This is a genomic window from Gracilimonas sp. (genome assembly GCF_014762685.1).
Lineage (GTDB): Bacteria > Bacteroidota > Rhodothermia > Balneolales > Balneolaceae > Gracilimonas.
Genome location: NZ_JABURM010000005.1, coordinates 1895664 through 1918315 on the forward strand (window position 1 = coordinate 1895664; position 22652 = coordinate 1918315).

Consider the following 22652-nt stretch of genomic DNA (forward strand, 5'->3'; position numbering starts at 1 on the left):
TTGAAATTATAAAAGAACGTCATTCACCAATTCCTTTGCTCCTTTCACACAATCAGGCACGGAAACACCCCAACGATAATTACCTCCAACATAAAGTCCCTGATTTTCTTGTTCGGATTTTGTGATTTCGTTCCTGATTCTCCCATATCCTACCTGGAACTGAGGTATTGCTTTGGTCCATAGTTTGGATTTAATGACTGTCGGATTTGCTGAAATCCCCATCAGCTCTGAAAACTCCTGTACGATCGCTTCTTCAATTTTCTCCACCGGAGATGATAATATCGACCGATCATGGGCTCCGCCGGCCATTAGCGTATAATGTAGCTTTCCTTCCGAAGTCAATTCCGGAAATATACTGGATTTCCATATAGCTCCCAGCAGCCGGATATTTTCTTTACGCGGGACAAGGAAGCCAAATCCGGATTCAGGAAATTCAATATCCTTCTTATTGAAGATAACTTGGGTTGAAAGCATCGGGGCATAATCAATTTTTCCCAGGGTTTGAGATAATTCAGGGTTAAACTCTGACATAATCGAACACAGGGTATAAGCAGGCAAGCAAGTAATCACTGTACTTGCCTGATGAGTACCTGCATCCGTCTTCACCTCAAATCCGCTGCGTATTTTTTTAAGGTTGATTACTTCCTCATTCAAAATATGGGCCGATAGTTTTTCCGTGACAGCATTTGTTAGTTGCTGAATACCTTTTTTGAAAGTCAAAATCATGGGCTTGATTTCGGATTTTTCCCTTTTGGATCGAAACATTCCCATCACTAAAGATCCAAATTTGTTCTCAGTTTCAGCCAATTTTGGAAGAATCTCATACTTACTCATCTTAAAAATATCACCGGCATAAATTCCCGAAAATACCGGATCTACCAAATATTCAACGGCTTCCTTACCAATCCTTCGCTCTAAAAAAGCCCCTACGCTTTCGTCTTCAGTCTCACCTTTGGGAATAAAAGGTTCTGCAAGCATACGCACCTTTGCTTTTACCGAAAGCACTTCAGTTGTGGCCAGTGTTTTTACTGAAGGCGTTAACCTCTGAAGTTCCCGGTTTCTTACAATAAACCGGGTTTTGAAGGCTTCTGATATTTGGATAATGTCATCTTTCAACCCTGCTTCTTCCGCCAGTTCACGGATAAAACCGTCATGGTCACGAAGGGAATTAGGGCCGAAATCAAACACGGTTTCTTTGGCTTTCTGTGATGAAATCACTCCACCGGTTTCTTCCTCTTTTTCAATAAGCTTAAAAGAAATGCCTGCTTTGTGCAAATACCATGCTGTAGCCAGGCCGGAGATACCTCCGCCAAGAATAATTATTTCTTTTTTATTTAAATTACTCAAGTTGTTTTTTCTGCCAATTGCAGTTTCTCAGTACACCACTTTTCCAAAGCATCGATCCAAAGATCATCATCATTAACACATGGAATGAGGATGAGGTCATCCCCCCCGGCCTCAACAAAGTCTTCTTTTCCGCGAATACCGATTTCTTCCAAGGTCTCAATACAATCAGAGATAAAAGCCGGGCAGGTTACTGCTACCTTTTTTACACCTTCTTCAGCCAATCGCACTAATTCCGAATCAGTAGCCGGGCTTAACCAAGGATCAATCCCTAATTTAGACTGAAAAGCAAAGCTGTACGTAAAATCCATACTATCAAGATTTAAATATTCTGCAGCATTTTGAGTGGTTTTCACGTTTTGGTGCCGGTAACAAAAAGTATGAGCCGGTGAATTTACGTTGCAGCAATCCTCACACTTCAGACAATGGTCGCCGGTAATATCTCTTTTCTTTATATGACGCTCGGGTACTCCATGATAAGAAAACATTAAATGATCAATGTCATGCTCCTCAATATATGGACGAATACTTTCTCCTAATGCTTTTATATAAAGCGGGTCGTCATAAAAAGCCTCTTTAGTTTCCATTTCCAGGTGGGGATATTTTTCCAGCCACACTTCTTTGGCTTTCTCGATCACGGTTTCAGTAGTAGCCATGGCATATTGCGGATACAGTGGAATCATAAAAACTTTTTCCAGGTCAGGGTTTTGCTCCATGAGTGCGTCAAAACCGGCTTCAATAGAAGGATTGCCATAGCGCATACCCATGGCAATGGGAACGTGCTCCCCCAACCGGGCTTTCAATTTATCAATAACACGCTGGGTGATCACAATCAGAGGAGAACCTTCATCCCACCAAATCAACTCATAAGCTTCAGCTGATTCTTTTGGACGAAATGGAAGAATCATGGTCTCGACAATTGCCTTACGTATAGGTGAAGGAACATCAATGACTCGTTTATCGGTTAAAAATTCTCTCAAATATACTTTCAGATCAGCGGGTTCATAACTATCCGGTGATCCAAGGTTAACTAATAAAATCCCTGTTTTAGATTGTTCCATGCTTTTTTTTAATCTATGTTCTGCTACAATTGAGCAATAAGTTTATTTAATGTGTAAAAAATATGAATTCCGGGAAAAATAGGCCTGTATTAATCATTGGGTGTGGTTGGTTAGGAAAAAAATTGGCAGCGCGTCTCATTGCAAATAATAAAATTGTTTACGGAACCACGCGCTCCTCTTCTAACTTTTCCGAGTTTAATGCACTTGGAATTAAGCCTGTTAAACTTGAATTACCAGTTACTGCCCTTTCTGATATCCGCTTACCGGATGTAGATTCAGTAATCATTTCTATTTCACCGGGCCGGGGTGAAGATCGAAATGAATATCCAAAAATACTCGGACAACTTTCCCAGGTTTTGGCTGATAGAAACGTACAAACTATTATGTATAGTTCCACTTCCGTGTATGAAGATACGAAGAATATAGTCACAGAATCAGATGCAGATCCGGACGAAACGAGCAGTAACGCAATTACAGCTGCAGAAGGTGCATTGGTTAAGTACTCTCCCAATGCTGTAATCCTGAGATTATCTGGTTTATATGGAGAAGATCGCCACCCTGCTAAATACATGGCCGGACGAAAAAATATTGCTCAAGGTGACTCACCTGTCAATTTAGTGCATCGTGATGACGTGATTCAGGTAACTGAAAAAATAATTGATAAAAAAATAAGCGGTGAGATTTTCAATGTTTGCAGTAGCAGCCACCCTTCCAGGTCTGAAATCTACACTAAAATAGCTGAGCGCCTGGAACTGAAAAAACCAACTTTTGAAGAAGGCGGTGCTGATGGGAAAATTGTTTCATCTGAAAAATTAAAAAAACAGCTTAAAATTAAATTTCTTCATCCTGAACCGGAGGAATTTCTGGCAGATTAGCCGGGATTCAATATTCCTTCACTTTCCAAAAGTTCCAGTGTTTCTGCGGCATGTCGTAAATGCGGGATCACAATACTGCCTCCTACGATCAATGCTACATTCAGTGCGTCAACAATCTCAGCTTTGGTTGAGCCGGTTTTTGCGCATTGTTCCAGGTGATAATCAATGCAGTCGTTACAGCGCAGCACAGCAGAAGCTACGAGCCCCAATAACTCTTTCGTTTGAGTTGGAAGTGCCCCCTCCCGATAGGTATTGGTATCCATATTAAAAAACCGCTTAATCCCAAGATGATCCAAGTCCATCACCTTATCGTTCATCTTACTTCTTTTTTCTCTAAACAATTCCAATCGATTTTTTTCTGACATAATCTTTTATTTTCACTTCCTTTACTCAGTAAATAAGTGGAAAGTGGTTTCATATTTCTTACTTTCTTCAAGCGAAACTTACACTTAATTATCTTTTTCTGCTTTCGTGATTTAGCGGTCATCAAATACTATGTTCTGGAATAAAAAAGAAGCAAAACATAAACTGGTTGTAATTGGAGATAGCCTTTCACAAGGGTTTAATAACGGAGGCATTTACCGTACAGACATGAATTTTCCGGCTCTGCTCCATCGCTGTTTTGAGCCCAAACCAGAATTTGATCAGCCTAAATTTACTGCCCAAGCCGGAATTCCTCTTAATATCGAAGTTTTAGTACGGGGTTTATCTGAGGAGTACGGGGATGAAATTGATTGGACAGAATTTCTTCCTGCTGCCAAATATACAGTTAAAACCTTAAAACGAATTAAAAGATATTGGGAAGGAGGTTTTAAGGATCTTGCTGTTGACCGGGTTCAACCCTATCACAATCAATCTGTTTGGGGATTCAATATCAGCGACTCATGGAAAGTAACCGAAGAAAACAGTCGCCATCATATTATGAACAACCGGGAGCAATTCACGGTGTTTAATATGCTTCCCGAGCATGCCAAATTTACGACTGCACGACTGGTTTTAAACCCTTCTCTTAAACCCGAATATCAAAAGCGTTCCCAAATTGATAATGCTAAAGTATTAGCTGAAGATGGAGGCATCGAGAATTTAATCGTTTGTCTTGGTCATAATAACATGATCGCGACAGTTACCGATCTCAAACTTATTTGGACCGAGGATGACGACCTTGAGGTTTTTCCCGGGCAGCGGGCTCACACTATTTACAGACCGGAACATTTTGAGAAGCAGTATCGAAAAATGGCTGAGAAAGTATCCGGGCTTGGAGCTAAGCGGGTGTTTGTCCCTACTCTGCCTTATGTGACAATTCCACCCGTTATGCGTGGGGTGAATTCAGACCTTTCCAGCAAACGCCTGGGATATTTTGATTACTACACCCGTTTTTGGATCTGGGATGAAGATTTTCATCCCGACAAACACCCGCATCTCACCAAAGATGAAGCCATTCAGCTCGACCTTACCATGGACGACTACAATGCCATCATCAAAAAAGTAGCTAAAGAATATGGATGGTCTGTTGTTCCTATGGCTAAAAATGTAGCCGGTATGGCACGCAGACGTTTAGGCGGTGAGCTGGTTCGGGACTTTCCTAAGGGGCTAGCTGATGCTTTAAAGAGACAAGAAAGCACTGCCCATTTGGTAGATGAAAATGGAGATGTTAATCTGTCTACAGATTTCATCCGCTTAAATGATGAGGGTAAACTCTACAAAGGCGGAATATTTAGCCTGGACGGACTTCATCCCACTACCATTGGTTACGGACTGATGGCCAATGTTTATTTAAAAACGATGGCAAGAGCCGGAGTTAAATTTCAACACTCTATTGATTGGGATGAAGTTGTAACTGAAGACACGTTGGTTAGCAACCCACCAAAACTACTTGCAGAGCTTCGCACAGTACTTCGATTTTTGGCTATGAACCAACAAGAACGTGTTTTTAGTATCGGTAAAAATGTTTTGAGCCAGGTTATGGAATTGGTTTCACCAAGGCACCAACCCTAAACCCTTATCCCAGCTTAAAATCTTCCAAAAAACTAGTATAACTGTTTCTCAAAGACTTAATTTCAGCCTGGACTGACGCTTTTAAGGATTCCCAATTCTCTTGGCTCGCTTCTTTCAAGTCATTAATATCTTTTTTTATTGCATCACGCCGCTCTTTTAAATTATTAAGCTCTTCCTTGGCATCTTCTTCAATTTCACCTGATTCCTCCCTTAATTTATTTTCTGCTTGCTGAATTTTACTGTTTAATTCTTCAAGCTTCTCCTCAGCCTCGGCTGTAAATTCAGCTTTTGTTTGCTCTACATCCTCTTTTGCAGATTCAACTGTACTTTCAATTTGGTCGTCAACCTCACCGGCTTTTCTCTCGGTCTCTCCTGAACAAGCTCCCAGTACCACAATTATGCCTGTAAGTAAAATGGTGAATATATGTCTTAACATGATTCCTCAGTCTTTATTTCTGTTCATTTGTATGTTTTAAATGAACGCGATCGCGGTTTGTTCCCCGGTATTTAACAGAGAAAAATTAATTTAGATTTATTCTACATAAGCTTTGACTTGGTTTAAATCTCTCCTTAACTTAGAATCGATCTAAATAAATAATCATCCCTTAATTTCTCATTCTTACAAAATGAAGCTTAACAAACTATTCGTCCTTACCTTAACCTCCATCGTTATGATCTCATGTGGTTCTAATGATGATCCGCAAATTGACGTCCCTGCCAACTACGAATTTACCCGAAACGGGGAATCAACTGTTTCCTTCACCGGACAAACAACCCGCATTAAAATGACCACCGAACTTGTTGGTGCCATTAATGACTTTGATAATTCTACCAAAGAACTTTTACTGCAAATGTACCGAAACCAAACTGCAGACGGTGGAGATGCGAATCCATATTCAGATGAGGAATTGAATGCTGCAACCAAGAATGTTAAAAGTAAAGTAGCTGCATCCACAGATTACTTCTCTACAAATACTACCGTTAGTGCCGAACTCAAAAATCAGTTTGAAACCTGGCTGATAAACCAAATTGAAGAAGTCTATCCCAATGAGAATACCATGGCAGAGCCCGGTCAACCCGGACAAATTGCCGATGGCTCTTCAACTCGATATGTAAACGGTAAAGGCTTTGAATACAACCAATTGGTTGGTAAAAGCTTGATCGGTGCATTAATGACCGACCAAATACTAAATAATTATATCAGTACTTCTGTACTGGATGCCGGAACAAATCGTGAAGACAACAATAACGGCACCCTTGCTGAAGGCTCAAATTATACCAATATGGAACATAAGTGGGATGAAGCCTATGGATACCTCTATGGCACGGCTACAGACCTTTCTAATCCTGTTCCAACTACTGGCGATGACGATGCCTTCCTTAACAAGTATTTAGGCCGTCTTGAAGCGGATGAAGATTTTGCAGGTATTTCACAAGAAGTATTTGATGCTTTTAAATTAGGCCGTGCTGCTATTGTGGCCGGAGAATATGCTGTTCGTGACAAACAGGCTCAAATCATTCGAGAAAATCTGTCTAAGGCCATTGCTGTTCGAGCGGTATATTACCTTCAATCCGGGAAAAATGCTTTAGATCAAGAAACACCTGACTATGGAGCAGCCTTCCATGATCTGTCAGAAGGATATGGATTTATCTTCAGCCTTCAGTTTACCCGTGTTCCAAATTCAGACAGTCCGTATCTTACTAAAACAGATGTAGATGGATTTCTTGCTCAGCTTACTCAAGGGAATGGACTTTGGGAGGTTACCCCGCAAACGCTGGATAACATCGCACAAGAAATTGCTGGTCAATTCGATTTCACTATCGAAGAAGCTGCTAACTAATTTTAGACTCTCAAATCTGGCTGGCAACCGGGAAACAGTTGCCGGCTTTTTTAATTTTAAACCACTGTCATTATGAAAAAAATTGCGATCATTTTACTTACTCTTTTTGCATTATGGAGTTGCACCAAAGATGGTCCTTCCGGCCCTAATGTAGATGATTTTGACAGGGAGGCTATTCTTGTAAACTGGTCTGATAATATTATTATCCCTTCTTTTACAGCTTTTTCAGGCTCTGCCGACCAGTTACACTCAGATGCGTCAGCTTTTGCTCAAGCACCAACGCTCCAAAATCTTGAAATACTACGCAATTCCTGGAAATCTGCATACCTGGCCTTTCAGCATGTTTCTATGTTTGAAATGGGAAAAGCCATGGAGCTTCGCTTTCGCGATAACCTGAATATCTATCCCACCGACACAACAGAAATTGAGACTAACATCATGGAAGGCAACTATAACCTAGAGCTGTCTTCACTAAACGACAGTCAGGGATTCCCTGCACTCGATTACATGCTAAATGGATTGGGTGCAAATGATACTGAGACCCTGGCTTTCTACACTACCCATGAAAACTCGAACGGATATCTCACCTACCTAACAGATCTCACTGCTCGTATTCAATTTCTTTCAAGTGAGGTCTTGACAGACTGGACTTCCGGATACCGTGATGAATTTGTAAGTAACTCCGGTAATGGCGCGAATTCTTCTCTGGATATGATGGTAAATGATTATATCTACTATTATGAAAAACATCTTCGTGCAGGTAAAATTGGTATTCCTGCAGGTGTATTTTCCGGCTCACCACTCAGCACTCATGTAGAAGCTTATTACAGTGATGCTTTTTCCAAATCCTTATTCAACGAAGCATTAAATGCCTCTCAGAATTTCTTCAACGGTACACATTTTGAAAGTAATACTTCCGGTGAAAGCCTGAAATCATATCTCGATTTCCTAAATACAATGAAAGATGGAACTGATCTTGCAACCCTCATCAACAACCAGTTTGATGCTGCAAGAGAGGAAGCTAAAATCCTGAATGATAATTTTGCGGAGCAGGTGGAGTCTAATAATAACTTAATGCTCTCCACCTACGATCAACTGCAATTGAATGTTGTTTACATGAAAGTGGATATGCTTCAGGCACTGAACATCAACGTGGATTATGTTGATGCTGACGGTGATTAAACAGTGAATACCAATTCGATCCGGTCATATCTCAATACTTCAACCAATGCTGCTCCATTAGCTGTTTTCCGGATTTTTTTCGGAATTTTGATGCTAATCAGCATTGTTCGCTTTGCGGCCAATGGCTGGATCGAAAAGCTGTATATAGAACCGGATTTCTTCTTTTCCTATTATGGCTTTGAGTGGGTTCAGCCATTGGGCGAATGGACTTATCTGATCTTTCTCATTTGCGGACTTTCCTCCGTTTTTATTACCCTTGGATATAAGTACCGCATTTCCATCATCGTTTTTTTCCTCAGTTTCACCTACATCGAGCTGATGGACAAAACCACTTACCTCAATCATTATTACTTCATCAGTATCCTCAGTTTTCTGATGATCTTTCTGCCTGCTCACGCTTATTATTCCCTGGATGCATACAAAGACGAAAATCTTCGGTCTCAACAAGTTCCTAAATGGAGCATTGATTCAATTAAATTCCTGCTTTTTATTGTATATTTCTATGCAGGACTTGCCAAACTCAATTCCGATTGGTTATTCAAGGCCATGCCTCTGCAGATCTGGTTGCCGGCCAAATATTCTATCCCAATTTTAGGAGACCTGCTTCAGCAAACCTGGACACATTACGCCTTTGCATGGGCGGGCGCCCTTTACGACCTTACCATTCCTTTTCTTTTGCTTTATAAAAGGACCCGAATTATTGCTTTTGCGATGGTAGTCGTTTTTCATCTACTCACTCGTGTTTTATTTCCCATCGGGATGTTCCCTTACATCATGATCGCCAGTGCCCTTATCTTTTTTGATGCCGGTTTGCACAACCGAATACTTGAATATACTTCTAAGTGGTTCAAAATCAGTAAATCCTTTTTTGATAACGGGGCTGATTATTCCTTCCCTAAGGCTTGGATCCGAAAAGCTTCAGTTAGTATGGTAGCCGTCTTTTTTATGATTCAGTTGCTTGTTCCCTTTCGATATATGCTGTATCCCGGAGAGCTTTTTTGGACAGAGGAAGGCTACCGATTCTCCTGGCGGGTGATGTTGATGGAAAAAGCCGGATATGCCAATTTTAAAGTGGTAGATCCTGAAAATAGACAACGATTTTATGTAGATAACACAAAATTTCTGACCCGGTTCCAGGAAAAACAAATGTCCAGCCAACCTGATTTCATTTTAGAATATGCCCATTTTCTGGAAGATCATTATCAGCAGCAAGGCATCAAAGATCCCGAAATTTATGTAGACAGTTATGTGGCTTTGAATGGACGACAAAGCCGACGTTATGTTGATCCTGAGGTCGACCTGACCACTATTCAACCTTCACTGAAACACCGAACCTGGTTACTCCCTTTTGACGATGAGATTAAAGGACTTTAGTCTGTTTATTATTTTTTCCCTGCTTTCAATTTCTGCTTTAGCACAACATCAGATCTCAGGATATATCACCGATGCAGAAACCGGAGAGCCTATTGAGGATGTTGACATCTATGACAACAACGCCGGAAAGTCTTTCCAAACTAATGAAAATGGGTACTTCGAAATAAACAACCTCCCCTATGGAAACTATAATCTCTTCTTTTTTAAGCTTGGATATGAAATTGTAAATAAAACTATCATTCTGGATGGTAATAATTCGGATTTTAATTTTGAATTAAAGAAACTATCCGGCGAAATGTCTGATGTGGCTGTCATCGATCAGAGAGATAAAGTTTTTGGATTAACAAGGCTTCGGGAGGTGGAAGGAACTTCTATTTATGCAGGAAAGAAAAACGAAGTTATCTCCATTGAACAAATGGTAGTAAATACTTCCTCAAATAATGCCAGACAGATCTACGGCCAGATATCCGGACTGAACATTTATGAATCCAATGATGCAGGTTTACAGCTAAACATTGGCGGGCGCGGACTTGATCCCAATCGATCTTCCAACTTTAATATCCGCCAAAACGGATATGATATAAGTGCCGATGTTTTGGGATACCCGGAAAGCTATTACACACCTCCGGCCGAAGGGCTTCAGGAAATACAGGTTATTCGCGGAGCGGCTTCCCTGCAATATGGAACTCAGTTTGGCGGATTGGTTAATTTCCGCATGAAGAAACCCGTAAAAGACAAGGCCATTGAAGTTATTTCACGTCAATCTACAGGTTCTGATAAACTCTTTACTACATTCAATAGCGTAAGCGGAACTGTTGGAAAGGTAGGCTACTATGGCTATTACAATTTTAAAAAGGGAGACGGATTTCGGCCCAATTCCAATTTCGAATCGGACAACCTTTATTTCTACACAAATTATCAATTCAGTGAACAAACCAAAATCGGGCTGGACTTCACTTATCTGAATTACCTTGCCCAGCAGCCCGGAGGGTTGACTGATGCCCAGTTCTATAGAGATCCAACCTTTAGTAACCGAACCCGTAACTGGTTTGACGTGAACTGGAAACTGGCTTCTATAAATTTCGAGCATGAGTTTTCCTATAAAACTAAGCTGAGTATTCTTGCTTATGGTCTTGATGCCTCCCGAAAATCAGTTGGATTCCGAACCAACCGCGTGTCTCAAGAAGACGACCCAGAATCACCTCGTGACCTTATCCTGGGGGATTTCAATAACTGGGGAACAGAAGCACGCCTGTTGAACCGATATTCAATCGGAGAAAAAAATGCTGTGTTTCTGATCGGAAGCAAATATTACAATTCCAGAAATACCTCCGTTCAGGGACCCGGTAGCGCGAGTGCTGAAGCTGATTTTACCTTAGCTGACGAGCAATTTTCAAATTATCCCAATCAATCCGATTTTACCTTTCCCAACCAAAACCTCGCAATATTCGGCGAGAACATTTTTTATGTGAAAGAGAATTTTTCTATAACCCCGGGATTTCGATTTGAGTACATCAAAACACAAAGCCGGGGAACTTTCAAGCGTGTTAATTTTGATTTGGCCGGAAATCCTATTCAAAATCAGACTTTTGAAGACAATCGAACGTTTGACCGAAGTTTTTTACTGCTTGGCACGGGACTCAGTTACCTCCCCAATTCAAATACGGAACTTTACGGAAACTTCTCTCAAAACTATCGCTCCGTAACTTTTAATGATATCAGGGTTGTAAATCCCACATTCCAGATTGATCCTGAGATCACTGATGAAAGCGGTTTTACCACTGATTTTGGTATACGCGGAAGCCTTGGAGAAAGTATTTCTTATGATCTCGGTGGCTTTGGATTGCTCTATGACAACCGCATCGGGGAAGTTTTAAGAGCTGAGACACGTATTAATGCAGAAGGAAACAGAGAGGAAACGGGGCGTGTTGTTCGTTACCGAGGAAATATCGGGCGGGCTTTTATGTATGGAATAGAAAGTTTGTTTAAGGTGAATATTTTACCACTTTTGAACAAAGACCAACGAGATATAAAGTTTTCTGTTTTTGCGAATACAGCACTTACCCAATCCGAATATTTCGATTCTGAGATTGCCGGCGTAAAAGGCAATGAGGTTGAATTTATTCCTCTACTCAATATGAAAACAGGACTTACGATCGGTTACAAAAATTTGATTGGCTCATTGCAATACACCTTCGTCTCCAATCAATACACGGATGCTTCAAATGCCGAACAAAATCCGAATGATAACCAAAGCGGCATCCGTGGCGAGATCCCGGCATATGAAATAGTCGATCTTTCCCTGTCTTGGTCTTACAAGAAAATTAAGGTTGAATCAGGCATCAACAATGTCCTGAATTCCTGGTATTTTACCCGACGAGCCACCGGTTATCCGGGCCCGGGCATTATTCCATCCCCACCAAGAACCTTTTATGCCACAGTCCAATTTAGAATTGGGACATGACCGAATATAGCTGATTGATACCAATTCAAACCATCCCCCAACCCCCTTCCGGGTTATCTTAAAAATAGATATAACCAAAAAGCCCGATTGCAGTGAAACAACCGGGCTTTCATTTACTTCATTCTTATCAGTGGTTATTCAAATCCACCAACTCCTGCGCTTTCATTTCCGCTTTTATTGGCACCTTCACTCTTATTATCGCTATAAACTCCCGATACAAAGAAAGCTGCTCCGGACAAGGCCAGGTCTTTTAGCATATTAGACATAGAAGTTTGCATATTCTCTCCACCTCCAATTACACCCGGCAAATGAATAGAGAGGGCAAAAATAAGCAACATTATTCCCAACAATAACGCAACAAGCTTTACTTCTTTCTGAATAATTAATGCTACTGAAGCACCAATTAAAGCAATTCCTGTTAAATAAATCCAGAAAGCTCCACCGGGTATTGGCACCATTCCGGCCATTGCACTTGCATTCATAAAATGAAAAAGTCCGAATATTGCAAAGGGTATTGCATAAACGAATCTTCCAATTTTTCCGATTGTTGTTTCCATAGCTATACTCCGTAATTTAAGGTTGGATGTCCCTTTATTATATACAAACTTGCTTTAATATTAAAACAAAAGTAGTAAGATTTAATCTTTTTAGCCTTGACTAATTATTATTTTAGCCTCATATTTAGTCAAGGCTAAAAATTTATTTACCCATGCATTATTTCATCAAAATCCTGCTTTTTACCGCTATTATCGTTTTACGATCCATTTCACTTTCCGCTCAAGATTCTGGAAGTATTTCTGGAATTATACTTTCTAATAATAAACCAATTCCATCCGCTACAGTTGGTATAGAATCATTAAATAAAGGAACATTTTCAGATGATGACGGGCAATTTCTCCTTCAAAATATTCCTGAGGGTGAATACACCATTTCGGTAAGTGCTGTTGGGTTGCAACCTTTTAAACAAAACATCTTTGTAGAAGCTAATGAACAGCTATTTCTAGAGCTAAAATTACGTATTTCAATAACAGAGTTAGAGCAGGTGATAGTGACCGGGACTTTGAAAGAAACCACCATCAAAGATTCTCCTGTAAAAGTCAGCTGGATATCCGGTCAGGCACTTGAAAAGTCAGCTTCAGAAAACCTGATGGATGCGGTTAAATATATCAACGGTTTATATAACCAGGTTGATTGCGCAGTTTGTGGCACCAACAACATTCGCATTAACGGAATGGCAGGGCCTTATACAGCCGTACTTATTGACGGTATGCCGATAATGGGTGCACTTGCTTCAGTGTATGGGCTGAATGGTATCAACCCAAACATCATTCAGAATCTGGAAATTATTAAGGGCCCAAACTCTACTTTATACGGAAGCCAGGCAATGGGTGGAGTTGTAAATATTATCACCAAAGACCCCGGCTCTTCCCCGATGTTTTCAATTCAGGCCAATACCAGTACTCATCTCGAACATAACTTGAATTTGGCCTATGCCCCTAATTTTGATAAATCGCATGTCTTATTTAGTAGCAGCTTATTTCATTCAAATACATTTATTGATGAAAATAATGATGGGTTTTCAGATTTAACTCAGGATACCCGTTTCACCTTTTTCAACAAGTGGAGTTTTGAACGGCCGGACTTTAAGAAAGCTTCGTTTGGTGCAAAACTGTATCTCGAAGAACGCATGGGCGGGGTTGAAGCATTTGATCATTCTGTAAGGGGGAGCGATGAAATATATGGTGAATCTATTTACACAAATAGGATAGAACTTTTCGGAAGCTATGATTTGCCTTTTAGCCCCGAAAATTTTTGGATAGATGCATCCTATGCCTACCACCACCAAGATAGTTACTACGGAGATTATAACTACAAAGCCAGCCAGCAAACCTTTTTCTCCAATTTAATTTGGGATAAATCTTTTTCAAAAAAAAGTGATTTACTTGCAGGAGCAGCGATTCATTACGATATACTCGACCAGCTTTTTAACCATAATGTTGTTGATGGAGGTTCTGCAGATAAACGATTTGTTCCCGGAGTTTTTCTTCAATACGACCACAGGTGGAATGATACCTTCCGAACACTTGCAGGAATACGAGCCGATCATCATTTAGATCACGGGGTAATTTTCTCTCCCAGGTTTAATGCCAAAATTAAACCCGGCAGCCATACCACTTTTAGGTTAAATGTAGGAACCGGATTCAGAATTGTAAACCTGTTTACTGAAGAACATGAAGCATTGACAGGTTCCAGGGAGGTTATAGTTGCAGAATCTCTAAATCCAGAACGCTCGGTAAATCTGGCTTTGAATTTGAATCAGATTATAGATATCGGCCCTTACTCTATTCTGAATACCGATTTCGATATCTTCTATACCCGGTTTTCAAATCAAATCATACCAGATTATGATACATCCAATCAAATCATTTATACTAATTTAGATGGACACTCGGTCTCAAGAGGAATTTCATTAAGTATGGCCCATAACTTTATAGCACCGCTCACTTATATGGTTGGGGTTACCGTTCAGGATGTGTTCAGTGTTGAAAATGGGGTTAAAGAAGATCTGCTATTTGCACCAAATTACACGGCTGTTTTTAATGCTACTTATACCCTTCAAGAATGGAAGCTGACGCTAGATTATACCGGTCGAATAAATGGAAAAATAAAGCTGCCGGATTATCCTAACCGAAATCAATTCTCTGAAGCTTTTACTGAGCAAAATATCAAATTTAGCAAGCGCTTTAATAGTGGAATCCAAATTTTTGTTTCGGGTAAAAACTTATTCAACTATACCCAGCCGAGCCCAATAATTGCCCCGGATCGCCCTTTTAGTGACGAGTTTGCCACCGATTATGTATTTGGCCCCATTCAGGGAAGGCGATTTTTAGCAGGCATTTCCTTTGACCTGGAATGAATCTATTTCTTAGCCATTTAACTTCAAAATATTTCGCTTCCCCTAATCCCCTTTCGTGCTTCTTTGTGACTTCATGGCCTTCTCTTTTTAGCCACTAAGCTTTAATACGACCATTTTAACCTAAAAAAAAGTACATTTGGAGTTTCGGTGATATTAGCGAAAACTTCACCTTTTAGGAGCTGAGCTAATATCAGAAAATCGAGGTTGTCTCCCAGAGAGCGAGAAATTTGAGGGATCAGAATCAGCATCTTACGATCAAAGCTTCCCAAAATTCCGGCACTGATACTGGTAAGCGGGTTTATTGAGTAAGACGCATTCACAAAATACCCGGTTTTGGCAATAAATAGATCATCAGCTGAAGGTGGCTGCATAAGTTCCCCAACGGGATTCAACGCACGCTTCCACCCGCCGTTATATAAAAGTTCAGTGGAAAGATAGACTGCATTTGAAAACATATAATCTCCCCCAAGCGATGCTGTAATATGCCCGCTTTCCTCAAAAAAATTTTTACGGGGATGGAAGTAAGTAGTTTCTCCTTTAAATCCTGCGTTTTTCAGATAACCGCTCCAGCCCGCACCCAGCGCCAACTGATCAAAATAGTTTCCTCCAATTAGCTGAATATCATACTCACCTAGATTTCCGCGATACATAGCAGCTACAACCGACTCATCAAACGTATCCCCAAAGCGATAGCCCGCTTCAATACTAGAGGCATAACTCCATGAGTATGAAGCATAAAAGGCATCTGTTCCGGGGCGCTCCTCATAATCAAAATCCAGATAGGCATAGGTATTGAATAAATCATTGGGATTCCACACCATTGTCTTCCCCCAGTTGATTCGCTGCCGCCCGGCATGAACTTCCCATGGGCCGTTAATGTATGAAAGATGAAGGCGATCGATGGCGGAATTGAGCACGGTGTGATCAGAATCAATCCACGTGTGACTTAGGTCAAAATAGCCCGGGTCGTTTTCCATGAAATCCCCATAACCGGGAGTATTTTTCACCGTCCAGCCGTTGAACAGGCGATTACGTACATCTCCCCGAAACTCAAAATTTCTCCCAAAACTAAAGCGGCTTTCTATGCGGTGATGAAGAATGTTATCGTAACGGATGGTCCCAAAATCATTGCTTATGCTGGTGCCACCCAGTTCTTTTACATATCCTCGGAAATCTGTTTCGATAGTGTTTTGTGCTTGGATTGTTGTGGGGAAAATCAAGATTATGCATAGAAATAATAATCCTAATCCACCAATCCCTTCTTTTCTTGAGTAATTCGGGACAAGCTGAAATCGGTCCCACTCCAAATAGAGATAAGTTTTTAGCCATATCAAAACTCCGGTATTCAATATTCCTCTAGTCAATGTTCGATATTCAAGTTCCTTGCGTGATGTTGGATATTCTCTCCTCATCCTTTTCAACTTTACCATCTACCAGGGTAACTACACGCCGGGCCCGTTCTACTACTCTTTGATCGTGAGTTGAAAACACAAAGGTAATTTTTTCTTCTTCATTCAGCCGCAACATCATGTCCAATAGGTTTGCAGTTGAAGCGGAATCAAGGTTTGCCGTGGGTTCATCAGCCAATACAAAATCTGGTTTGGATGCAAGCGCACGGGCAACAGCTACTCGCTGTTGCTGTCCGCCGGAAAGTTCGGAAGGACGTTTATTAATTTTATCTTCCAATCCTACCATTTTAAGCAATTGCATACTTCGTTCGTTACACTCTTTTTGAGGCCTCCCCTGCATTTGCAAAATAAAAGCGATGTTTTCTTTAGCGGTCAGCACGGGAATTAAATTATAGGCTTGAAACACAAACCCGATATGATGTAGCCTGAAGTCAATCAGCTCTCGCTCTTTTAACGAAAACATATCGGTGTTATGAATTTGCACCTTACCTTCTGTAGGTTCATCTAATCCGCCAATGATATTCAACAGCGTAGTTTTTCCTGAACCGGAAGGCCCAACAATAGCAGTGAATTCGCCTTCTTCAATATCCAAACTAACTCCGTTCAGAGCATGTACCGGAACCTGATCCTGATTATAAACTTTCTTGACGTTACGTACCTGGATGATGGGCATTGGATTTATGATTTTTTGTTGCTGTATTGTCTATTGATCATTGCTAATTATTTATTTTCTAGACTTTTCTTATGGCTTGAACCGGGTTTAATTTAAGCGCTTTAACTGATGGATAAATGGCGGCTAAAAGCGTTGCTAAAATCATCAAGAGCCCAATATTTACAAAATATCCTTCCGGCAATTCCGGATAAATGGTAGTACTCATTCCGTAATCTTCTAATCCTTGTGCAAAAGCACTTAAGTCAATGCCAACACTTCCTACCCAAAAGATACTCAACCAACTCAAAACCATTCCTATAGGCACTCCTACCAGCGTTAAAAACAAGGTTTCAATCATCACCATAAAAAAAGTGCGGATTTTATTCACTCCAATAGCTCTAAGCATACCCAACTCCTGGGTTCGCTCCAACACAGCCATCAACATGGTATTAATGATACCGAAAGTAAGGGCGATAGCAACAATAGTCATAAAGATGTAGAGCATGAAATCTACATTAGAATCGGTATAACGTAGAGTGGGGGATACATCTCCCCAGCTTTGGATTTCCATTACTGATACCTTCGCCAGCGAATCCCGGTATTGGTCCGCATTCTTAAAATTATCTACCAGCATCACAATTTCATGAACAGTGTTTTCCCGACCCAGCAACCGGTTCATATCTTCACGACTTACAAATACATGAGTTTCGTCAAAATTGGAATTTGGAGTATCAAAAATTCCAACTACCCTAAAAGCCCCAGCCGTAATGTTGCCATCTACATCCTGAAAATTAATAACCATCCGAGAACGAACTTCTACATCTAGCCGCTGTGCTAATTTTGATCCTATCAATGCCGCATTTCTTATTCCCGGCTCAAGATAAGTGCCTTCGTGGATATAGGTATGAAGATCTGAGACAGTAGAATCAGCTTCGGCGCGAATTCCCTTCACTGTTATGCCAAATGTGTTGGTTGCACTTGAAGCCAAACCCTGCACCATATTTCTGGCGGACATCGATTCCACAAACCCATATTCTTCCAGGGCTTTCACCAAAGAATCAGGATTGGGAATAAAGTATTTGGGTAAATTTTCTTCGCTATATTTGGGATGGTGAATTTGAAGATGTGAAACTGAGGTTTCCAGCTCATTTCTGATGTACTGCATGCTCAGCCCGTTCATCAATCCACTAGAAAAAATTCCGGCCCAGGTTCCCAAAACTACCGTTAACATCACCACGGCGCTCCGGGTAGTATTTCGCCACACGTTTTTCCAGCTTAGTTTAATAATCGGCCACAAATTCATATCAGCGCCTCATTGCTTCTACGGGTTTCAGTTTGTGCATGTGCAAGAGCGGGTATAAACTGACGATGAGGGTGATGGTCAAAACTATCATTCCCTGGTTCAGCATAATTGCGGGATCGGTGGAAAATCGAATAAATGGTTCCATCCCATACTCTTCTATAGCCCGTGCCGCTTCTCCGGTGAATTTTAATGGATTTAGGTTGAAGTAATACATAAATGGCAGACTGCTAATCATCCCGAAAAGCGTGCCCATGAATGTGATGAAAATCATTTCCAAGATCAGTATGACGGCCATTCGAACCCGTGCCGTACCAATAGCAATCATCACTCCAAATTCAAATTTACGCTCGGCGGTCATCATAAGTACTGTTCCGAAAATCCCAAAGCCTACGATCATGTATAGAATTAAAAGTAAAATCATACTGCTCCCCCTGTCCGCTTCTATTGCCTGTACCAATTCCGGCATTAGCGTTTGCCAGCCTAGCACGGCATATTCTTCTCCTAATTCCGGCTGTAATTCAGAAACAACCGCCTGAACCCTTTCTGGGTTTTGAAGTAATACTACTGCTGAAGTTAACCGGTCGTAAGTGCCATAAAAATGTTGCGCAATTTCCATCGGCAAATAAACCAAAGAATTGTTCATTTCAGGAATGCCGAATTTCATAACCCCAGTAATGGGGTAGGCACCGGCAGCACTCATGCCTCGAAACCCCTGCCCCAACAATACCAGTGTATCCCCCACTTGCACACTTAAAAAATCGGCCAGCCCCGCCGAAATCAATACCCCGGTATCTTCATTTGTCCTGAAATATTCACCCTCTTCAATTTTTTGATCGGGCTCACTGAGCTGCCGTTCACTTTCCACATCAATACCTACTACCATTGCGGCTTTACTTCGTTCATCCCCGGCAGCCAATGCGTAGGAATAAAGTCGGGGGATTACGGTTTTTACTTCGGGATGATCTTGAATACGGCTTAGTAGCTGTTGATTAACTTCAAAACTGTTATCCAAGGTAGATTCGTTAAAATAATCGGGATGCTGAACCTGAATATGACCGGAAAACGAGCCCACCGTATTATCTATCATTTGATCATACTGTCCCTGCTGCATGGAACTCATCACCGTAGAAAGTAACACCGCCATCACTACAGAAGCCATTGTGATCAGGGTTCGGCGTTTATTCCGCCAGATATTCCGCCACGCCAGTTTTAGGTATAACATATTTTTGACCCTTTAGGTCTCCAATTCAAAATTCAACATTCAAAATCTCGAACTAATTTTGAATGTTGAATTATATCTTAGTTTACTCTTCTCATATTCTGAACCGAGAAAAAACTCTCCGGGATACCTTCATTGAACTCCATAGACTTATATTCCATCACAGTTTTATGGCCTTCTTTATCCTGTGGGATCATTTCCATTTTTGAGGGGATCAACCTCCCGTCAAATTCTTTCACATTCATTCCTTTCATTACGTTTATGAGCTCTCCATATTCATCGTAAAATTCGGAACGTAACTGTATATATTCTTCTTTTGAAATCCAAACATCCACCTGCTCCCATACCACAGGGGCATCCGGTTTGGGGGTCATCTTAATTTTGTAGCATTCATAGCCTTCAATAGTTTCTTCACCGACCAATTCATGCTCATAATCGATTACCACAGATGATTCCCGTACCAGATCGTCATTAGTAAAATCTGATCCCATCCACGATTGCATCATCATTGAAGGTGGCATTTTTATGGTACGTCCCACACTCGGTACCCAGTTCCAAATTTCATTTCCTCTTTTTAGAAAAGCCGTACCTTCATCCCGTGCAGGACCAGTGATTAAAATCAAAGAATACTCTGTTCCCCGACTCCAGCTTTTCATCGAAATAGTACGATCCCAACTAGGACGAACAATGGTCATGGTCAGTTCTGCCTCGAGCGATTCGCCACGCATTTTCTCATCCATCTGCCGTATAATTTCGGTAGCATCTTGGGCAAACAAGGAACCTGATGCAATAAAAAGCCCAACAACAACCGTCAATAATGATTTAAGATGGTACATATTCCTCCATAATTTTGGTTTTCATTTGCTCATAAGGATATTCATCGCCCAAAGTAATACATCCCACTAAAAGCCCATCGAGCAATGCTCCCAAACGGTAGGCTTCCAGTTCCGGTTGTTCGTAACCTAATTCCCTAAATAAACTAACATATTGCTTCATCTGGGTTTCTCGTATTTCCCTGTTTTTGTCTTTCAAGCTGCTGAAAGTATCGGGCTGGAGTGCCAAAGAGATCATTAAATGCATCGTCCCGATATCAGTTTCTATAATCTGAAATGTTTGTTCAAGAACATTCCTGATTTTATCTTTAGGTGTAAAATCCTCCGGAAAGTCCAAGACTTCATCTCCCATTTCTACCAACTTGTTAAATATTCCTTCGAGAATGGCTTCTTTACTGTCGAAATAATGATAAATCAGTCCTTTTGAAATACCCGCTTTTTTAGCAACAGCAGATATACTTGTATGGGTATACCCCTCATTAGCAAATAACTCGAAGGCAGCATCCAGAATTTGCTGCCGGGTTTGCTCTCGAATTTCTTTGTTTTGCTCTTTGGTTCGTGGAGACATTTTATATTGACTAAACGTTCAGTCAAAAATTTAATGGAAATAAATTTTAAAAACAATATTCGTTATTTTTAACCTGAAAACTTACGGGAGAGGAAACGGGGTGAAAACTATTTAGCTCTTCTCAGGCGAATAAACCAAATCCAGAAAATTTTGAAGAATTAAAGATCCTACGCTTCCGGATTTCTCCGGGTGAAACTGTACACCGATGAAATTGTCTTTAGCTACAATTGCGGAAAAATCGTTGATATAATTGCATGTTGCCAAAGTATACTCAGTTACCGGAGCATAAAAGCTATGTACAAAATAAAGATAATTTTTGGCAATCAGGTTTTTAAGAATAGGATGTTCTCCAGAATTTTTTAGCCGGTTCCACCCCATATGCGGAACTTTAGCCTTAGACTCATCAAACTTTTGAAGAGAGCCGGGGATTATACCTAATCCGATTGTATCTCCTTCTGTAGAAGTCTCATATAAAAGCTGCATGCCTACACAAATTCCAAGCACAGGTTTTTTGGTTTTTTTCAGCCATACATCCACACCTTTATTCTCAAGAGATTTCATTGCCGAAGATGCATGGCCTACCCCCGGGAAAATTACCGCTTCCGCGCTTTCTAGTTCTGCAGGGGTTTCTGCAAAAAAATAATGAGCTCCCAATCGGTCCAATGCATTTGCAACTGAAGCTGTATTTCCGGCTTTATACTTGATGATAGCAATCATAAATAATCTACAACGTCCCTTTTGAACTGGGGACAAGATTCTGGATACGCCCGTTTTGTTCTATAGCCATCTTTAAAGCCCGGGCAAAACCCTTAAAGCAAGCTTCTATTTTATGGTGATCATTTTCACCGGAAAAGTTAACATGAATTGTTGCTTTCAAGTTCATTGCAAGACTATAAAAAAAATGCTTTACCATTTCAGTGGGAAAATCACCGACATATTCACGATTAAATTCCCCCTCAAAAACCAAATACGGCCTTCCTGATAAATCCAGGGCCACGGTTGCTTGCGCCTCATCCATGGGGAGTACAAATCCATATCGTTCAATGCCTTTTTTATTTCCAAGTGCATTGGATATAACCTTCCCCAATGCAATAGCTACATCCTCGATAGTATGATGCTCATCTACCTCCAAATCACCCTCACATTTAAGGACGAGATCCACCAAACCGTGACGTGCAATTTGATCCAGCATGTGATCGAAAAAACTTAGTCCTGTAGAAATATCGGCTTTGCCGGTACCATCTAAATTAATTTCAATGCTGATATCTGTTTCGTTGGTTTTCCGGTGAATAGCGGATTTGCGAGCTTCTTTGGTAATAAAATCTACCACCGGCTTCCATCCATCAGCCGATATCAACAGATCTTTTCCTTTCTTTAGAACTATTTTTTCCTGTTCAATATCAATTAATAAATCGGGCTCTCCCTCCTCTGCAAAAGAAATGCCTTCCTGTTTCAGCAATGTTTTTTGTTGGGGTAAAATAGAACCTAATGGAATCAATAAGTCCCTCCCGCCCTTAATAATTTGCTTCAAGGAAGTAACGGTATTTGCTCTAAACAGATATTCCTTGTTGGGATCTTCAAGCGATTTTTTTGTGATGGATATAAGCATAATAAA

Annotated in this window: 20 protein-coding genes; 7 read left to right on the forward strand and 13 right to left on the reverse strand. The window is 40.7% G+C overall.

Features of this window, described 5'->3' with window-relative positions; translation table 11 throughout:
• Nucleotides 1–6: 6 nt before the first annotated feature.
• Both hemG and hemH read right to left on the reverse strand, forming a co-directional pair.
• A complete protein-coding gene (gene hemG / locus HUJ22_RS08565; RefSeq protein WP_290876219.1) occupies nt 7–1347 on the reverse strand; it encodes a protoporphyrinogen oxidase in 1341 nt (446 codons plus the stop codon).
• Complete coding sequence (gene hemH / locus HUJ22_RS08570; RefSeq protein WP_290876221.1) at nt 1344–2405, reverse strand: ferrochelatase; 1062 nt, start codon at nt 2403–2405, stop codon at nt 1344–1346. Before hemH ends, hemG begins: the two co-directional genes overlap by 4 nt.
• A 62-nt stretch (nt 2406–2467) precedes the next feature.
• Between hemH and HUJ22_RS08575 the strand changes: the two genes are divergently transcribed.
• The gene (locus HUJ22_RS08575; RefSeq protein WP_290876223.1) at nt 2468–3280 is read left to right on the forward strand and encodes an NAD-dependent epimerase/dehydratase family protein; all 813 of its coding nucleotides are present in this window, start codon (nt 2468–2470) and stop codon (nt 3278–3280) included.
• Here HUJ22_RS08575 and HUJ22_RS08580 read toward each other — a convergent pair.
• On the reverse strand, nt 3277–3645 hold the full coding sequence (locus tag HUJ22_RS08580) for a carboxymuconolactone decarboxylase family protein (protein WP_290876225.1): 369 nt from the start codon (nt 3643–3645) through the stop codon (nt 3277–3279). The two genes, HUJ22_RS08575 and HUJ22_RS08580, sit on opposite strands and share 4 nt — an antisense overlap.
• A 130-nt stretch (nt 3646–3775) precedes the next feature.
• On the opposite strand from HUJ22_RS08580, the gene HUJ22_RS08585 reads away from it, so the two are divergent.
• Complete coding sequence (locus HUJ22_RS08585) at nt 3776–5275, forward strand: hypothetical protein (RefSeq protein ID WP_290876227.1); 1500 nt, start codon at nt 3776–3778, stop codon at nt 5273–5275.
• Between the two features lie 4 nt (nt 5276–5279).
• Here the strand turns inward: HUJ22_RS08585 and HUJ22_RS08590 are convergent, their stop codons facing one another.
• Nucleotides 5280–5711: a hypothetical protein gene (locus HUJ22_RS08590; protein ID WP_290876230.1), complete on the reverse strand. Its 432-nt coding sequence runs from the start codon at nt 5709–5711 to the stop codon at nt 5280–5282.
• Nucleotides 5712–5901: 190 nt separating this feature from the next.
• Here HUJ22_RS08590 and HUJ22_RS08595 point away from each other — a divergent pair, with 190 nt between their 5' ends.
• The 4 genes from HUJ22_RS08595 to HUJ22_RS08610 all read left to right on the forward strand — a co-directional run bounded on the left by HUJ22_RS08595 (nt 5902) and on the right by HUJ22_RS08610 (nt 12136).
• On the forward strand, nt 5902–7116 hold the full coding sequence (locus tag HUJ22_RS08595; protein WP_290876232.1) for a DUF4856 domain-containing protein: 1215 nt from the start codon (nt 5902–5904) through the stop codon (nt 7114–7116).
• A 72-nt stretch (nt 7117–7188) separates the two neighbouring features.
• A complete protein-coding gene (locus tag HUJ22_RS08600; RefSeq protein WP_290876235.1) occupies nt 7189–8298 on the forward strand; it encodes an imelysin family protein in 1110 nt (369 codons plus the stop codon).
• Between the two features lie 3 nt (nt 8299–8301).
• Nucleotides 8302–9672, forward strand: a complete 1371-nt coding sequence (locus HUJ22_RS08605) for an HTTM domain-containing protein (protein WP_290876237.1) — start codon at nt 8302–8304, stop codon at nt 9670–9672.
• Nucleotides 9653–12136, forward strand: coding sequence for a TonB-dependent receptor (locus HUJ22_RS08610; RefSeq protein ID WP_290876239.1), 2484 nt, complete (start codon nt 9653–9655; stop codon nt 12134–12136). The genes HUJ22_RS08605 and HUJ22_RS08610 overlap by 20 nt, the downstream gene beginning before the upstream one ends.
• Before the next feature lie 134 nt (nt 12137–12270).
• Here the strand turns inward: HUJ22_RS08610 and HUJ22_RS08615 are convergent, their stop codons facing one another.
• Nucleotides 12271–12693, reverse strand: a complete 423-nt coding sequence (locus HUJ22_RS08615) for a hypothetical protein (RefSeq protein ID WP_290876241.1) — start codon at nt 12691–12693, stop codon at nt 12271–12273.
• A gap of 152 nt (nt 12694–12845) precedes the next feature.
• On the opposite strand from HUJ22_RS08615, the gene HUJ22_RS08620 reads away from it, so the two are divergent.
• Nucleotides 12846–15053, forward strand: coding sequence for a TonB-dependent receptor (locus tag HUJ22_RS08620; protein ID WP_290876243.1), 2208 nt, complete (start codon nt 12846–12848; stop codon nt 15051–15053).
• A 101-nt stretch (nt 15054–15154) separates the two neighbouring features.
• Here the strand turns inward: HUJ22_RS08620 and HUJ22_RS08625 are convergent, their stop codons facing one another.
• The 8 genes from HUJ22_RS08625 to hisB form a co-directional block, all read right to left on the reverse strand.
• Entirely contained in the window at nt 15155–16465 is a 1311-nt protein-coding gene (locus HUJ22_RS08625; protein ID WP_290876245.1) for a hypothetical protein, read from the reverse strand.
• Entirely contained in the window at nt 16428–17135 is a 708-nt protein-coding gene (locus tag HUJ22_RS08630; RefSeq protein ID WP_290876247.1) for an ABC transporter ATP-binding protein, read from the reverse strand. The genes HUJ22_RS08625 and HUJ22_RS08630 overlap by 38 nt, the downstream gene beginning before the upstream one ends.
• A gap of 58 nt (nt 17136–17193) precedes the next feature.
• Nucleotides 17194–18417 (reverse strand): FtsX-like permease family protein, encoded by a 1224-nt coding sequence (locus HUJ22_RS08635; RefSeq protein ID WP_290876249.1) that lies wholly within the window; start codon nt 18415–18417, stop codon nt 17194–17196.
• Nucleotide 18418: 1 nt separating this feature from the next.
• A complete protein-coding gene (locus HUJ22_RS08640) occupies nt 18419–19639 on the reverse strand; it encodes an ABC transporter permease (protein ID WP_290876251.1) in 1221 nt (406 codons plus the stop codon).
• A gap of 77 nt (nt 19640–19716) precedes the next feature.
• A complete protein-coding gene (locus tag HUJ22_RS08645; protein ID WP_290876253.1) occupies nt 19717–20472 on the reverse strand; it encodes an outer membrane lipoprotein-sorting protein in 756 nt (251 codons plus the stop codon).
• The gene (locus tag HUJ22_RS08650; protein ID WP_290876255.1) at nt 20459–21037 is read right to left on the reverse strand and encodes a TetR/AcrR family transcriptional regulator; all 579 of its coding nucleotides are present in this window, start codon (nt 21035–21037) and stop codon (nt 20459–20461) included. Before HUJ22_RS08650 ends, HUJ22_RS08645 begins: the two co-directional genes overlap by 14 nt.
• 111 nt (nt 21038–21148) lie before the next feature.
• A complete protein-coding gene (gene hisH / locus HUJ22_RS08655; RefSeq protein ID WP_290876257.1) occupies nt 21149–21754 on the reverse strand; it encodes an imidazole glycerol phosphate synthase subunit HisH in 606 nt (201 codons plus the stop codon).
• A 7-nt stretch (nt 21755–21761) separates the two neighbouring features.
• Nucleotides 21762–22646 carry an imidazoleglycerol-phosphate dehydratase HisB gene (gene hisB / locus HUJ22_RS08660; protein ID WP_290876259.1) on the reverse strand — a complete coding sequence of 295 codons (885 nt, stop codon included), beginning with the start codon at nt 22644–22646 and terminating at the stop codon, nt 21762–21764.
• Nucleotides 22647–22652: the final 6 nt, after the last annotated feature.

What these genes read in the sequence shown, in the direction of transcription:
- hemH (WP_290876221.1), bottom strand. Translation starts at nt 2,405, where the DNA reads ATGGAACAATCTAAAACAGGGATTTTATTAGTTAACCTTGGATCACCG.
- HUJ22_RS08575 (WP_290876223.1), top strand. Translation starts at nt 2,468, where the DNA reads ATGAATTCCGGGAAAAATAGGCCTGTATTAATCATTGGGTGTGGTTGG.
- HUJ22_RS08580 (WP_290876225.1), bottom strand. Translation starts at nt 3,645, where the DNA reads ATGTCAGAAAAAAATCGATTGGAATTGTTTAGAGAAAAAAGAAGTAAG.
- HUJ22_RS08585 (WP_290876227.1), top strand. Translation starts at nt 3,776, where the DNA reads ATGTTCTGGAATAAAAAAGAAGCAAAACATAAACTGGTTGTAATTGGA.
- HUJ22_RS08590 (WP_290876230.1), bottom strand. Translation starts at nt 5,711, where the DNA reads ATGTTAAGACATATATTCACCATTTTACTTACAGGCATAATTGTGGTA.
- HUJ22_RS08595 (WP_290876232.1), top strand. Translation starts at nt 5,902, where the DNA reads ATGAAGCTTAACAAACTATTCGTCCTTACCTTAACCTCCATCGTTATG.
- HUJ22_RS08600 (WP_290876235.1), top strand. Translation starts at nt 7,189, where the DNA reads ATGAAAAAAATTGCGATCATTTTACTTACTCTTTTTGCATTATGGAGT.
- HUJ22_RS08610 (WP_290876239.1), top strand. Translation starts at nt 9,653, where the DNA reads ATGAGATTAAAGGACTTTAGTCTGTTTATTATTTTTTCCCTGCTTTCA.
- HUJ22_RS08615 (WP_290876241.1), bottom strand. Translation starts at nt 12,693, where the DNA reads ATGGAAACAACAATCGGAAAAATTGGAAGATTCGTTTATGCAATACCC.
- HUJ22_RS08620 (WP_290876243.1), top strand. Translation starts at nt 12,846, where the DNA reads ATGCATTATTTCATCAAAATCCTGCTTTTTACCGCTATTATCGTTTTA.
- HUJ22_RS08625 (WP_290876245.1), bottom strand. Translation starts at nt 16,465, where the DNA reads ATGAGGAGAGAATATCCAACATCACGCAAGGAACTTGAATATCGAACA.
- HUJ22_RS08630 (WP_290876247.1), bottom strand. Translation starts at nt 17,135, where the DNA reads ATGCCCATCATCCAGGTACGTAACGTCAAGAAAGTTTATAATCAGGAT.
- HUJ22_RS08635 (WP_290876249.1), bottom strand. Translation starts at nt 18,417, where the DNA reads ATGAATTTGTGGCCGATTATTAAACTAAGCTGGAAAAACGTGTGGCGA.
- HUJ22_RS08640 (WP_290876251.1), bottom strand. Translation starts at nt 19,639, where the DNA reads ATGTTATACCTAAAACTGGCGTGGCGGAATATCTGGCGGAATAAACGC.
- HUJ22_RS08645 (WP_290876253.1), bottom strand. Translation starts at nt 20,472, where the DNA reads ATGTACCATCTTAAATCATTATTGACGGTTGTTGTTGGGCTTTTTATT.
- HUJ22_RS08650 (WP_290876255.1), bottom strand. Translation starts at nt 21,037, where the DNA reads ATGTCTCCACGAACCAAAGAGCAAAACAAAGAAATTCGAGAGCAAACC.
- hisH (WP_290876257.1), bottom strand. Translation starts at nt 21,754, where the DNA reads ATGATTGCTATCATCAAGTATAAAGCCGGAAATACAGCTTCAGTTGCA.
- hisB (WP_290876259.1), bottom strand. Translation starts at nt 22,646, where the DNA reads ATGCTTATATCCATCACAAAAAAATCGCTTGAAGATCCCAACAAGGAA.